Source organism: Streptomyces sp. NPDC028368, assembly GCF_055565615.1.
The window spans coordinates 164,928-178,215 of sequence record NZ_JBVHTY010000012.1 but is presented as its reverse complement, the minus strand read 5'-3'; the positions used below and the strand labels follow the sequence as shown (position 1 = coordinate 178,215).

Genomic DNA, 13,288 nt, shown 5'->3' with positions numbered 1-13,288 from the left:
GCGCGATCCAAGCCGACGGGGGAGCGGCGGGCAAGGGGACGTCGTACGAGTGGGGGCGTGCCCTCACCCGGGGGGAGGACGCCCCGCCCGGCCGCGGATCGCCGGCCGGGAGCGGCTGCCGCCATCAGCGCCGCCGTCCGCCCCGAAGGGCGTCGTCAGCCCGGAATATTGTCGAAAGGGCCGGTCAACTTCCGCAGCAGACCGGCCAATTCGTGTCGCTGCTGGCGGGAGAGCTCGGCGAGGATGGCGCGCTCCTGGGCCAGCAGACCGGCCAGCGACTGATCGGCCTTGTCGCGGCCCTCCGCCGTCAGCCTGACCAGCACTCCGCGCCGGTCGCTGGGGTCGGGCAGTCGCTCGACGAGGTCCTTCTTGGCGAGCCGGTCGATGCGGTTGGTCATCGTGCCGGAAGTGACCAGGGTCTGGGTCAGCAGTGCACCGGGTGACAGCTGATACGGCGCCCCGGCGCGGCGCAGCGCGGTGAGCACATCGAACTCCCAGGGCTCCAGGCCCACCTCGGAGAACGCGATCCGGCGGGCCCGGTCGAGGTGTCTGGCCAGCCTGGATACCCGGCTGAGGACCTCAAGTGGTTCCACGTCGAGGTCCGGGCGCTCCCGGCGCCATGCTGCGACCAGTCGATCGACCTCATCCTCCATGACGATCAGTGTAAAGGGTCTGTCGACATGAAGTCTCTTGACGTCGAGATATATTTCGATGGACTATTGGGCATCGTCGGCGGGAAGCTCGATTCACCAGCGTTGGCCAAAACCAACCGTTCGTGAGCTCAGAGTCAGCCCTGTACCAGCGAAGGGGTTTCGAACATGCACGACGCACCAACCTGGGACCCGCAGCAGTATCTGCACCACACCGGGCACCGCACCCGCCCGTTCCACGACCTGCTCACCCGCATACCCGAACTTCCCCGGCACACGGGCCCCGCCCGCATCGCCGACCTCGGATGCGGTCCCGGGAACGTCACCGCCCAGCTCGCCGACCGCTGGCCCGACGCCCACATCACCGGCTTCGACAACTCCCTCGAGATGCTGAGCGAAGCCAAGACGTACGCGGGCCCGACCCCCGGCGGCGGCCTCCTCGACTTCGCCCCCGCCGACGCCGCCGACTGGACCCCTGACGAGCCGTTCGACCTGATCGTCTCCAACGCCGCCCTTCAATGGGTCCCCAACCACCCCGAGTCCCTCCCTCGCTGGGTCGACGCCCTCACCCCGGGCGGCACCCTCGCCTTCCAGGTCCCCGGCAACTTCACCTCCCCCAGCCACGCCCTCCTGGGCGAGCTGTGCGACGCCCCTCAATGGCGCAACCGCCTCACCACCCACGGCCGCCGCTTCATCCACATCCTCGAACCGGCCGGATACCTGGAAATCCTCTCCGACCTCGGCTGCACGGTGGACGCCTGGGAAACCACCTACGTCCAGCTCCTCCAGGGCGACGACCCGGTCCTGGACTGGGTCAAGGGCACCGCCCTGCGCCCCGTCCTGACCGCCCTCGACGACGACCCCGCCGCCCGCGACGCCTTCCTCGCCGAATTCCGCGACCTCCTCCGCACGGCCTATCCCACCGGCCGCCACGGCACCGTCTTCCCCTTCCGCCGCATCTTCGCCATCGCCCACAAGCCGGCGGACTGACGCCCCTGGAGGTCCCCCCGCCGTGATCACCGGCCTCGACCACATCCAGCTCGCCGCCCCCCGGCACCGAGGACACCCTGCGCGCCCACTACGCGGACACCCTCGGCATGACGGCCCCCCAACCCCCGTCACCCGCCCCCCCCCACGGCGACCACTGGTTCGAGGCCGGCACGGCCCACCTCCACCTGTCTCCACCTGGACATGGCGTCGGTTACGGAATGGGGTCGGTATGCGTCAGTGTGTGTGGGAATGCCTTCAGGAAGGCATCATCCTCACGGATCAGGACCGTTCCCCAGGACCCGTCGATGAATCCGATCTGGAATTCCAGGTCCTTGCGCCTGCGGCGTGTCCAGGCGATGCTGTCGCGGCGGAAACACGGCCCCATCTCGTAAGCGTCGCCCAACTTCCCGCCGCCGCGGCGCTGTTGCCAATAAACGAAGCGCGCATGGGTCCCGGTGAGCGCGAGGGCTGTGACGACGCCGCCGGTGCACCGCGGTTGCAAGGCCGCCATCCACTGTCCTGCGAGGCTTTCCCAGGTACCAAAGAAACGACCGTTCTCCTTCTGCATGCGCACTCTGTGCGCAGGGTCGCTGTTGCTTTCCGAAGGGACCGGAAAAGCGTTGAAAACAGTCTTGAAGATCAGCGGGACGACGGAAAGGGCCCGTGCCCAGCCGTCACCCGGCATACTGTGACCGACCAGCACCTCCGGCCGAGCGAACTTCGGCGCATCGCCACCACCTTCGACGCTCTGGGTTACGTGGACGGCGTGGACCACTGTTGCGTGGTGTTCGTCGGCGGGCAGTGCCGTTCGTACTCGTTCTGCGAGATCGTGGCGAGTCATTCTTGGCGCTTCTCCATTCATCTCACCCGAAGGCGGAGTCGGTCGCTGCGGAATACGTGGAACGGGTGCATGGAGAGGTCACCTCGGCCGTGATATTACCTGCGGATGCATCAATGGTGACGGTGAAGAAGTGCCCCACCCGTTCGCCAGCGCTATTGATTTCCCACCCGCGTACCGTGTTACCGGCGTCGGTTGTCTTCGATTCCCAGCCGTTGGTGGAGGATGAGGCTGCCACCCGTGACAGGGCACCGGGGAGCTCGCCGGCCGGTATGAGATCGATATGCCAATGGTGCTTGGCCGAACACGGGGTTCGCAGGCCCTTGGTCCAGCAGTCCTCGCAGGTGGTCGTGCCGACGGGTTCCTGCCCGCCCATGCGGCCTCGCAGCGCGATGGTGTCGAGCAGCCTGCTCGAGTGCCAGTACAGGCCCTGTTTTACGGACTCGTCCGGCTCGGCAGAAGCCGAAGCGCCGGCCGAGGGACCGCCGTGCATGGAGCGGTAATCCGCAATTTCCTGGTCCGTCCCCCAGTCGATGGTGTTGAGGATTTCTCCGAAGAGTTCGGCATGAAGGCCCCAGTCCTCACCCACCTGTGAGCTGAGTTCAAAGATCAGCATTTCCCCGGTGCCGGGCAGGGGTATGTAGGTCTGCATCTGCGTCTGCGTCACCGGCAGCTCGCGACCCGATGCCGACCAGTTCGCATTGATGACGAACGAGGAGGTGCCGACACGGGTGAGGGCGGGGCCGCACGTCAACTCCACGGTTTGGTAGTCATCGTCCGGATATTTCCGTTCGAGAAGCTCGTGCGTCTTACGCAGTGCCTCGGCCTCGTCATCGCCGTCGTGCTCCACCTGGCTGACGACGATGGTCGACAGGCTTGGCCGCCCTTCCACCTCGAGCGGGCAGAGGCCGGCATAGGTGACATTGGCTGCCGCCATCGGTTCCAGCTGCGCCGAGAGGCCCAGAGCGAAGCGATATTGGTACTCCTGCGGGTGGTTCGGCAGGAGCTCTGTGGCCAGCGTGTACAACCGGGTCGCCGCCTCCTCGTCATCCTCGGCGTCCACGGGAAGTTCGTGAATGAAGGGCGGCATGATCCAGCCGATATGCAGCCCGGATTTCTTCTGCAGAGACGGCAGATCGGATTCGCCGTGTCCGTTGTCATTCGACATGTGTACGATCCTTTCGCTGCGTACGAAGTCGGATGGCGCGACAGGCGGTCGTGCGGATTTGTAAATCCCTCCGCCTGTCGCGTCGAGTAATCCTCCATCGCCGCGTGAACGTTATTCCGTTGCTTCGTTCACTATCGGACCCTACTTTTCTCCCGAATGACCGGAGAGCTGCTTCTCGACGCCATGGATGAACGACCCCGCCTTGATGGGCAACTGGATACCGGCCTCCACGGCAGCTGGTACCTTTCCTTCCGGGAATTTCCCCTTCAGGAGAAAGTTGATGCCCTTCTGGCTGAGGGGCTGCCGCACCCCGTCATAAACCTTTTTGCCGAGTTCTTCGCCTCTGAGAAGCCCCTTGGCCGCGGCGCCCGCCTTCCCCAGCGCGCCAACCGCTTTGGTGGCGCCCAGCGCTGTTTTGGCGCCTGCGAACGCCGACTTCCCGATGCCTCCGACGCCAGGGATCACCCCGAGCGCGTCGACCGCAATCTTCCAGCCGGGTGTGCCGTTCCCGCGGGCGTTGCCCATCCAGTGCCCCGCCATGGCGCCGGCGGCGCAGACCGCGGAGGCACCGGCGAGCACGGCACCCGCCACCGTCCCGACAACCGGGACGAACTCGCAGGCGAGCGCGGCCGCGGCCAGGCCCGACGAGATGGTCGACAGCAGATCGGCGTGGTCGACCAGCCAGTCCTTGAATTCCCGGAAACCGGCCTTCAGACCGTCGATGGCCTTGTTCCACCAGTGGATGTCCGGCGGGTGGTTCTCCGAGGCCTTGAGAATCGCGCGTTCCGCCTCGCCGGCGCGGTCCTTCCACTGCGCGAAGATGCGCTCGGCCTCGCGCACAAGATGTTCCAGCTTTTCCCGGGAGCTGTCGGCGGCGTGCTGGGCCGAATCCAGCCTGTCCGCGAGCGCCTTGGCGTCAGCCTGCTCCATCTGCTCGCCGACGTGCGACTGGTACTCGTCGTACACCTTTTGGTGGTGGTCCTGGTCGGTTTTCATCTGCTTGCGGGCCGCAGCGGTATCCGACTCCAGGGGTATGGCCTTGTCCTGGAATCCCTGCAGATGGGTGTGCCAGCTCCGCAAGGCCTTCGCGCAGTCGTGCATGGACTCACTGCCCTGGCGGAGGTACTTGGGCAGCTCGCCGAGCTTCTTTGCGAAGTTCTGCGCCGCCGAGCCTTCCCATGCGCCGTCGCTCTTGCCGATGGACTTGAGCATATGGTCGAGTTCATCCAGCTCGTCGCCCACGGACTTCACGTCCGAAGCGAGCGCCTGGATCTGGTCCAGATCCCCCTTGGCCGGATTGAATCCGATGCCGGGCCAGTCCTCGTCCTTGCCGATGAACATATAGCGCCAGGACATACGTATCCCCCTGTGATCAGTATTTTCTCGAGTGCCGGGCTGAGCTGCTGGTTACTTCTTGCCCATCAGCTTGGAGTTTTCTTCCTCGCCTGCCTTATAGGCGTCCAGCGTCAGCTTGAGCTTCTCGTGAATATCCTTTGTGGCCTTCGCGATCCGCTTGATGCCGTCACCCCACTGATCCTGGAATTCGTCACAGGCGTCGTCGAGGCCGTCGGTGCCCAGAGTCTTCGGGCCCACCTTGTTGAGGCGCTGCTGCGCGTCCCGCATGTGGTCGTCCGCATCCGAGAGCTTCTTGAGCATCTCCTGGATACGCCCGACGTCGATTTTGAAGTCTGCCGCCACGGCGCGATTCCCCCATCGCTCGGCTATTCCATGGGCGCGACGATCCCGGACCGGCGCGCCTCATCACCGTATCGTGATCACCCGAGGGGTGAAAGCGAAAAGGTAAAAGAGGGGTAATGTGGAATGTTGTCAAATACCAAAGATATGGCAAAGAAAAAGAAAAGCCGATAGGGGGCATGTCGGAAATGTCGCCGAATGCTTAAAACTTCCGCATGATACGTGCATAGCTACGCCCCATAGAAGGGAGGGCGTTGTGCGGCCCTCGGCACTACGCGCCGTACAGCGCAGCCTGTGCGTAGATGAGGTTTGTGTCCAGCAGTCCGGTGTCTGCGCGGTATCGACCGGAGTGGAAGTCGAGGGCGACCTTCCGTCCGCCGCCGGAGCGCATGCGCCAGCGGGCGCGGTGGGGCTTGTTCCACAGTGAACGGCCCGGGTGCAGGTCACCGTTGAGCAGGAAGATCAACGCCATAATGGCCCAGAACGGCGAGGATGCCCAATATGCGATCCAGCCGCGGAGGGTTCCCTTATGGGCGACCGCGCTGCATTGCTTGCCCGCGTCCTCTATGCGCCATGCACGGCGAATTCCCAGTGGGGAACGCTCGCGGATGATCCGGCCGAGGAAATGGCCGGATCCGTCATGCACCGCATACACGGTCTGTGGGTGAGGGGCTCCGGTCTGGGGGACGACCGTGCACAGGGTCTGGGTGGGATCGGCTGGCGTCGTGATGGTGAAGTTCGGCTCGTGGTCGCCACTTCCGCTGTGGCGATGGATCCGTGCCAGCGGTGTTTCGGCGGCGAACCTACCCATTTCCGACTGAAGGGCCCCCACGCCTCACACTCGGGCAGCGCGGTGAATTGCTGCGCGGACTTGTCCCGTGAAACGCAGAGCTCTATCTCGGGCATGCGGTCCATTACTCCTGTTTTCGACTTGCCTCGTTCCGCAAAGGTTTGGCCCTCGCGTACCCGGACAACTGTCTCGTGGTTCCCGGTGAGGCGCGGTATATGACGACGGTCGACCAGTGTGGCAGAAGACGATCATCAGGTGGGTCGCCATTGAGACACCATCGTCGAGACGCCGCACCGTTGAGACATTGCCGAGCCGAGCCCCTCAAGCCTTCCGATGCCCGATCAGCCGCGGCTTGGCCTCCAGCCCGTCCAGGCCGTGCCAGGCCAGGTTCACCAGATGGGCCGCCACCTCGGCCTTCTTCGGCTTGCGGACGTTCAGCCACCACTGGCCGGTCAGGGCGACCATGCCGACCAGGGCCTGGGCGTAGAGGGGGGCGAGTTTGGGGTCGAAGCCGCGGGCCTTGAATTCCAGGCCGAGGATGTCTTCCACCTGGGTGGCGATATCGCTGATCAGGGAGGCGAAGGTGCCGGTGGACTGGGCGACGGGGGAGTCGCGTACCAGGATGCGGAAACCGTCGGTGAAGGTCTCGATGTAGTCGAGGAGGGCGAACGCGGCCTGTTCGAGGAGTTCGCGGGGGTGGCCGGCGGTCAGTGCGCCGGTCACCATGTCGAGCAGCTGGCGCATCTCGCGGTCCACGACCACCGCGTACAGGCCCTCCTTGCCGCCGAAGTGCTCGTAGACGACCGGCTTGGAGACGCCCGCCTTCGCCGCGATCTCCTCGACCGAGGTGCCCTCGAAGCCGCGGTCGGCAAAGAGTGTGCGACCGATGTCCAGCAGCTGTTCACGGCGCTCCGCACCGGTCATCCGCACCCTGCGGGTCCGCCGGCTGCCGGCGGACGGAGAAGGCCCGTCCTTGCCCTTGCTCTTGCTCGTGCTGCTGTTGTCGATCGCCACTCGTCAATCATGCCGCCTGGGCGGCCTTCTCCTTGCGTCGGGCATCGAGGCGGGAGGCGTTCGGCCACCGGACGTCATACGCCCAGCCCGCCCTCTCGAACCAGCGGATGAGGCGGGCGCTGGAGTCCAGCTGCCCCTTCAGCACACCGTGCCGGGCACACGTCGGGTCGGCGTGGTGCAGGTTGTGCCAGGACTCGCCGCAGGACAGCACCGCCAGCCACCAGACGTTGCCGGAGCGGTCGCGGGACTTGAACGGGCGCTTGCCGACGGCGTGACAGATGGAGTTGATCGACCACGTGACGTGATGGAGCAGCGCCACCCGCACCATGGAGCCCCAGAAGAAGGCGGTGAGGGCGCCCTGCCAGGACCAGGTGGCCAGGCCGCCGATCAGCGGCGGGATGAGGAGGGACACCGTCGTCCACAGGACGAACTGGCGGGAGACGGTACGGATCGCGTCGTCCTTGATCAGGTCGGGCGCGTACTTGTGCTGCGGGGTCTGCTCCTCATCGAACATCCAGGCCATATGCGCCCACCACAGGCCCTTCATCAGCGCGGGGACCGTCTCGCCGAACCGCCACGGCGAATGCGGGTCGCCCTCGGCGTCAGAGAACTTGTGGTGCTTGCGGTGATCGGCGACCCAGCGGACCAAGGGGCCCTCGACGGCCAGCGAGCCCATGATCGCCAGGGCGATGCGCAGCGGCCGCTTCGCCTTGAAAGCGCCATGCGTGAAGTAGCGGTGGAAGCCGATCGTGATCCCGTGGCAGCCGATGAAATACATCGCCGTCATCAGGGCCAGATCCAGCCAGCTCACCCCCCAGCCCCACGCCAGCGGCACCGCGGCCAGCAGCGCCACGAACGGGACGGTGATGAAGAGCAGCAGGGTGATCTGTTCGAGCGAACGCTTGCTGTCGCCGCCCAGCGTCGCCGAAGGAAGCGGCGAATCGGTGGAAATCGGTGACTCTTCGGCGACTTCTGGACCAGCAGTCATGTGGTGTCCCTCGGCGGGGGTCTCGGGGGCTCGGGAAAACTCGGGAAGCAAGATCACTCCCGGAGTGGGGGATTCCGCTATGGCTACGGGACCGTAACCTACGGTCTCGTAAGTATGGCAGTGAGACCGCCCCGGGCAAGGCCGTGACAGGCCCCGCACAGTCACTCACCGCACGTGCTGCCCAGCAATCGGACGGTGTGATCCGCCGATTTCGGGGAGACCTATCCTGGGGACGCCGGACAGCGCGGTCCGCAACCCGCCCACAAGCCCAGACGTGCCCACCCGTCGCCCGCCGGCACTCGCACGAGTCACGGCGCGACGCCCCTCCATTGCTGCAAGGAGCCGCACCTGTGAGCAGTGCCGACAACACCGCCGCCGAGCCCGCGCCCGCCGTGAACACGGACCCCACCGACGGCGACGTCCGCGACAACACCGCCCTGCGCGCCGACATCCGCCGCCTGGGCGACCTCCTCGGCGAAACCCTCGTCCGGCAGGAAGGCGACGAGCTCCTCGACCTCGTCGAGCGCGTACGCGCCCTGACCCGCTCCGACGGCGAAGCGGCCGCCAAGCTCCTGGGCGACACCGACCTGGCCACCGCCGCCAAGCTGGTACGCGCCTTCTCCACGTACTTCCACCTCGCCAACGTCACCGAGCAGGTCCACCGCGGCCGCGAACTGCGCGCCAAGCGCGCCGCCGAAGGCGGCATCCTGGCCCGCACCGCCGACATGCTCAAGGACGCCGACCCCGAGCACCTGCGCGCCACCGCCCGCAACCTCGGCGTCCGGCCCGTCTTCACGGCCCACCCCACCGAGGCCGCCCGCCGCTCCGTCCTCACCAAGCTCCGCAAGGTCGCCGAACTCCTCGACCACGCGGACGCCACCGAGCGCCGCCGCACCGACCTCCGCCTCGCCGAGAACATCGACCTCATCTGGCAGACCGACGAGCTGCGGGTGGCCCGCCCCGAGCCGACCGACGAGGCCCGTAACGCCATCTACTACCTGGACGAGCTGGGACGCGGCGCCGTCGGCGACGTACTCGAAGACCTCGCCGCCGAGCTGGAACGAGCCGGCACCGAGCTGCCCGCCGGCACCCGCCCCCTCACCTTCGGCACCTGGATCGGCGGCGACCGCGACGGCAACCCCAACGTCACCCCCCAGGTCACCTGGGACGTCCTGATCCTCCAGCACGAGCACGGGATCACCGACGCCCTGGAACACATCGATGAGCTGCGCAACGCCCTGTCGAACTCGATCAGGAACTGCGGCGCCACCGACGAACTGCTGGACTCGCTCAAGCGCGACCTGGAACTCCTCCCCGAATTCAGCCCCCGCTACAAGCGGCTGAACGCCGAGGAGCCCTATCGCCTCAAGGCCACCTGCATCCGGCAAAAGCTCCTCAACACCCGCGAGCGCCTCGCCGGCGACACCCTCCACGTCCCCGGCCGCGACTACCTCGGCACCGCCGAACTCCTCGACGACCTCGCCCTCATCCAGACCTCGCTGCGCGAACACCGCGGCGGCCTGGTCGCCGACGGCCGCCTCGAGCGCACCCTGCGCACCATCGCCGCCTTCGGCCTGCAGCTCGCCACCATGGACATCCGCGAGCACGCCGACGCCCACCACCAGGCCCTCGGCCAGCTCTTCGACCGCCTCGGCGAAGAATCCTGGCGTTACGTGGACATGCCGCGCGACTACCGCCGCAAGCTCCTCGCCAAGGAACTGCGCTCACGCCGCCCGCTGGCCCCCACCCCCGCCCCCCTCGACGAGGCCGGCGCCAAGACCCTCGGCGTCTTCCGCACCATCCTCAAGGCCAAGGACACCTTCGGCCCCGAGGTCATCGAGTCGTACATCATCTCCATGTGCCAGGGATCGGACGACGTCTTCGCGGCGGCCGTCCTCGCCCGCGAGGCCGGACTGATCGACCTGCACGCCGGCTGGGCCAAGATCGGCATCGTCCCGCTGCTGGAGACCACGGACGAGCTCAAGATCGCCGACCAGCTGCTCGACGAAATGCTCTCCGACCCGTCCTACCGGCGCCTGGTCGCCCTGCGCGGCGACGTCCAGGAAGTCATGCTCGGCTACTCCGACTCCTCCAAGTTCGGCGGCATCACCACCTCCCAGTGGGAGATCCACCGCGCCCAGCGGCTCCTGCGCGACGTCGCCCACCGGCACGGCGTACGGCTGCGCCTCTTCCACGGCCGCGGCGGCACCGTCGGCCGCGGCGGCGGCCCCTCCCACGACGCGATCCTCGCCCAGCCCTACGGGACGCTGGAGGGCGAGATCAAGGTCACCGAACAGGGCGAGGTCATCTCCGACAAGTACCTCGTGCCGTCCCTGGCCAGGGAAAACCTGGAGCTGACGGTCGCCGCCACCCTCCAGGCCTCCGCCCTGCACACGGCCCCCCGCCAGTCCGACGAGGCCCTCGCCCGCTGGGACGCCGCGATGGAAACCGTCTCCGAGGCGGCCCACGGCTCCTACCGCCGCCTCGTCGAAGACCCCGACCTGCCCGCGTACTTCTTCGCCTCCACCCCCGTCGACCAGCTCGCCGAACTCCACCTCGGCTCCCGCCCCTCCCGCCGGCCCGACTCCGGCGCCGGCCTCGACGGACTGCGCGCCATCCCCTGGGTCTTCGGCTGGACCCAGTCCCGCCAGATCGTCCCCGGCTGGTTCGGTGTCGGTACGGGCCTGAAGGCCGCCCGCGAGGCGGGGCTGGACACCGTGCTCGACGAGATGCACGAGCACTGGCACTTCTTCCGCAACTTCCTGTCCAACGTCGAGATGACCCTCGCCAAGACCGACCTGCGGATCGCCCAGCACTACGTCGACACCCTCGTCCCCGACGACCTCAAGCACGTCTTCGACGTCATCAAGGCCGAACACGAACTCACGGTCCAGGAAGTCCTGCGCATCACCGGCGAGAGCGAACTCCTCGACTCCAACCCGGTCCTCAAGCAGACCTTCCACATCCGCGACGCCTACCTCGACCCGATCTCCTACCTCCAGGTCTCCCTGCTGCACCGCCAGCGCACCGCCGCCGAGCGCGGCGAGGAGGCCGACCCGGTACTCGCCCGCGCACTGCTGCTCACCGTCAACGGCGTCGCCGCCGGACTCCGCAACACCGGCTGACACCCGCCGGCACACCCACACGACGACGGCCCGCCCCACGCGAAATACGCGAGAGGGGCGGGCCGCCGCCGTTCACAAGAAGAACGGGCCGCCACCTACAGCGCGGCAAACGCCGCCCCCAACAACACCGCCCCGAACAACCCCATCACCCACGCCGTACGCCGCAGCCGCATGCCCCCCGCCACCACCAGCGCCGCCAGCAACAACGACCCCGCAAACGGCACCCATGCATGCAAAATCCCGGCCGCCCCGGTCCGCACCGCAAGCGTCGTACCCGGCTTGACGGTCACCTCGACCTGCTCACCCTTCTCCGGCGCCGCAGCCTGCACGATCGACACCTCAGGCCGCGGCTTGCCGTCCCCCGCCGTCGGCACATACGGACCCGTACACCGCTTGTCATGGCACGCCTTGACCGTCATCGTGCCGCGCTCCTGCGCCTTCACCAGCATCGCGTACTGCGCCGTATTCCACGACGTCCACACACCCGCCACCAACAACAGCAGCGCCAGCAGCCCCATCAACCCCATCCTGGCGACAAGCAACGCCCCATAGGCGCTCTCACCCACCCGACGGGTGCGACTGCGTTTGACCGAACTGGTACGCGTACTGCTTCTGGGCATGGCGGCGATCCTTGGCCATCAACAGCGCCCGGTCAACCTCCCGCATACGGTTCGTCAGCCCCTGCCCCGCGCTGCCCCATTTCGCGCACCGCATCACGTGTTGTACGTGCTCTGCGCCCGCTCCAAACCGTCCACGACCAACGCCTCCACCGCATCCGCCGCACGGTCCACGAAGTAATCCAGCTCCTTGCGCTCCGCCGACGAAAAGTCCTTGAGCACAAAATCCGCCACCTGCATACGACCCGGCGGACGGCCGATCCCGAACCGCACCCGGTGATACTCCGCACCCAACGACTTCGTGATCGACTTCAAACCGTTATGGCCGTTGTCACCGCCACCCAGCTTCAAGCGCAGCGCACCGTAATCAATATCCAACTCATCGTGAACAGCAATGATGTTGGCCACCGGCACCTTGTAGAAATCCCGCAGAGCAGTGACCGGACCACCCGACAGATTCATGAAAGACATCGGCTTCGCCACCACCACCCGACGACTCCCCGCACCCGGCGCACCGATCCGCCCCTCCACCGCCTGCGCCCGCGCCTTGTGCGCCTTGAAACGCCCGCCGACACGCTCGGCCAGAAGGTCGGCGACCATGAAACCGACGTTATGCCGGTTCGCCGCGTACTCAGGACCAGGATTGCCGAGACCCACAATCAGCCAGGGGCCCTCTGCATCCGTCATCTGCATGCTCCTTCAACGACGCGACCGTCGCCCCGTGCCGAGGGCACGGAACGACGGTCACAAAACAAAACGAATGCCCGGGGCACACCGGCACCGGCCGCCCCGAAAGAGGATCAGGCCTCGGCGGACGCTTCGCCCTCACCCTCGGCGGACGCCTCGGCCGGCGCCTCGGCCTGCGCCGCGACAACCTGCAGCACCACGGCGTCGCCATCGACGGCCAGCGAGGAACCCGACGGCAGCGTGATGTCCTTGGCGAGCACCGAGCTGCCGGCGTCCAGACCCGCGATGGAGATGGTGACCGACTCCGGGATGTGGGTGGCCTCCGCCTCGACCGGCAGGGTGTTCAGCACGTGCTCGAGCAGGTTGCCGCCCGCGGCCAGCTCACCCTCGATGTGGATCGGCAGCTCGACGGTGACCTTCTCGCCCTTCTTCACGGCCAGGAAGTCCACGTGCACCAGGAAGCCACGGATGGCCTCACGCTGCACAGCCTTCGGGATGACCAGCGCGCTCTTGCCATCGACGTCCAGGTTGAGCAGAACGTTCGGGGTCTTCAGAGCCATCATCAGCGCGTGGCTGTCGATCGCGACGTGCTGCGGCTCGGCACCGTGACCGTAGATGACGCCCGGAACCTTGTTCTCGCGACGGGTCTGGCGGGCAGCGCCCTTACCGAAGTTGGTACGCACCTCAGCGGCGAGCTTGACCTCAGCCATGACTGCACTCCTCGTA

At 66.8% G+C, this 13,288-nt stretch carries 13 protein-coding genes; 2 read left to right on the top strand and 11 right to left on the bottom strand.

The window, feature by feature from the left end:
* Window positions 1-155: 155 nt before the first annotated feature.
* Window positions 156-653 (bottom strand): MarR family winged helix-turn-helix transcriptional regulator, encoded by a 498-nt coding sequence (locus ACZ4S3_RS26630; RefSeq protein WP_467938323.1) that lies wholly within the window; start codon window positions 651-653, stop codon window positions 156-158.
* 165 nt (window positions 654-818) lie between these two features.
* Between ACZ4S3_RS26630 and ACZ4S3_RS26625 the strand changes: the two genes are divergently transcribed.
* Window positions 819-1,640 carry a trans-aconitate 2-methyltransferase gene (locus tag ACZ4S3_RS26625; RefSeq protein ID WP_467938321.1) on the top strand — a complete coding sequence of 274 codons (822 nt, stop codon included), beginning with the start codon at window positions 819-821 and terminating at the stop codon, window positions 1,638-1,640.
* A gap of 211 nt (window positions 1,641-1,851) precedes the next feature.
* On the opposite strand, the gene ACZ4S3_RS26620 is transcribed toward ACZ4S3_RS26625, so the two are convergent.
* The 7 genes from ACZ4S3_RS26620 to ACZ4S3_RS26590 form a co-directional block, all read right to left on the bottom strand.
* Window positions 1,852-2,481: a hypothetical protein gene (locus ACZ4S3_RS26620; protein WP_467938319.1), complete on the bottom strand. Its 630-nt coding sequence runs from the start codon at window positions 2,479-2,481 to the stop codon at window positions 1,852-1,854.
* 22 nt (window positions 2,482-2,503) lie between these two features.
* On the bottom strand, window positions 2,504-3,646 hold the full coding sequence (locus ACZ4S3_RS26615) for a hypothetical protein (RefSeq protein WP_467938317.1): 1,143 nt from the start codon (window positions 3,644-3,646) through the stop codon (window positions 2,504-2,506).
* A gap of 141 nt (window positions 3,647-3,787) precedes the next feature.
* Window positions 3,788-5,002 carry a WXG100 family type VII secretion target gene (locus ACZ4S3_RS26610; protein WP_467938315.1) on the bottom strand — a complete coding sequence of 405 codons (1,215 nt, stop codon included), beginning with the start codon at window positions 5,000-5,002 and terminating at the stop codon, window positions 3,788-3,790.
* A gap of 51 nt (window positions 5,003-5,053) precedes the next feature.
* Window positions 5,054-5,344 (bottom strand): WXG100 family type VII secretion target, encoded by a 291-nt coding sequence (locus tag ACZ4S3_RS26605; RefSeq protein WP_467938313.1) that lies wholly within the window; start codon window positions 5,342-5,344, stop codon window positions 5,054-5,056.
* A 268-nt stretch (window positions 5,345-5,612) separates the two neighbouring features.
* On the bottom strand, window positions 5,613-6,173 hold the full coding sequence (locus tag ACZ4S3_RS26600; protein WP_467938312.1) for a hypothetical protein: 561 nt from the start codon (window positions 6,171-6,173) through the stop codon (window positions 5,613-5,615).
* Window positions 6,174-6,452: 279 nt separating this feature from the next.
* Window positions 6,453-7,145 (bottom strand): TetR family transcriptional regulator, encoded by a 693-nt coding sequence (locus ACZ4S3_RS26595; RefSeq protein WP_467938310.1) that lies wholly within the window; start codon window positions 7,143-7,145, stop codon window positions 6,453-6,455.
* Window positions 7,146-7,152: 7 nt separating this feature from the next.
* Window positions 7,153-8,133 (bottom strand): acyl-CoA desaturase, encoded by a 981-nt coding sequence (locus ACZ4S3_RS26590; RefSeq protein ID WP_467938309.1) that lies wholly within the window; start codon window positions 8,131-8,133, stop codon window positions 7,153-7,155.
* Between the two features lie 350 nt (window positions 8,134-8,483).
* Between ACZ4S3_RS26590 and ppc the strand changes: the two genes are divergently transcribed.
* The gene (ppc, locus tag ACZ4S3_RS26585) at window positions 8,484-11,258 is read left to right on the top strand and encodes a phosphoenolpyruvate carboxylase (protein WP_467938308.1); all 2,775 of its coding nucleotides are present in this window, start codon (window positions 8,484-8,486) and stop codon (window positions 11,256-11,258) included.
* A 95-nt stretch (window positions 11,259-11,353) separates the two neighbouring features.
* Here the strand turns inward: ppc and ACZ4S3_RS26580 are convergent, their stop codons facing one another.
* The 3 genes from ACZ4S3_RS26580 to ACZ4S3_RS26570 form a co-directional block, all read right to left on the bottom strand.
* Window positions 11,354-11,878 carry a hypothetical protein gene (locus ACZ4S3_RS26580; protein WP_467938306.1) on the bottom strand — a complete coding sequence of 175 codons (525 nt, stop codon included), beginning with the start codon at window positions 11,876-11,878 and terminating at the stop codon, window positions 11,354-11,356.
* A gap of 93 nt (window positions 11,879-11,971) precedes the next feature.
* A complete protein-coding gene (gene pth / locus ACZ4S3_RS26575; protein WP_467938304.1) occupies window positions 11,972-12,562 on the bottom strand; it encodes an aminoacyl-tRNA hydrolase in 591 nt (196 codons plus the stop codon).
* Window positions 12,563-12,675: 113 nt separating this feature from the next.
* Complete coding sequence (locus ACZ4S3_RS26570; RefSeq protein ID WP_467938302.1) at window positions 12,676-13,272, bottom strand: 50S ribosomal protein L25/general stress protein Ctc; 597 nt, start codon at window positions 13,270-13,272, stop codon at window positions 12,676-12,678.
* Between the last annotated feature and the right edge of the window lie 16 nt (window positions 13,273-13,288).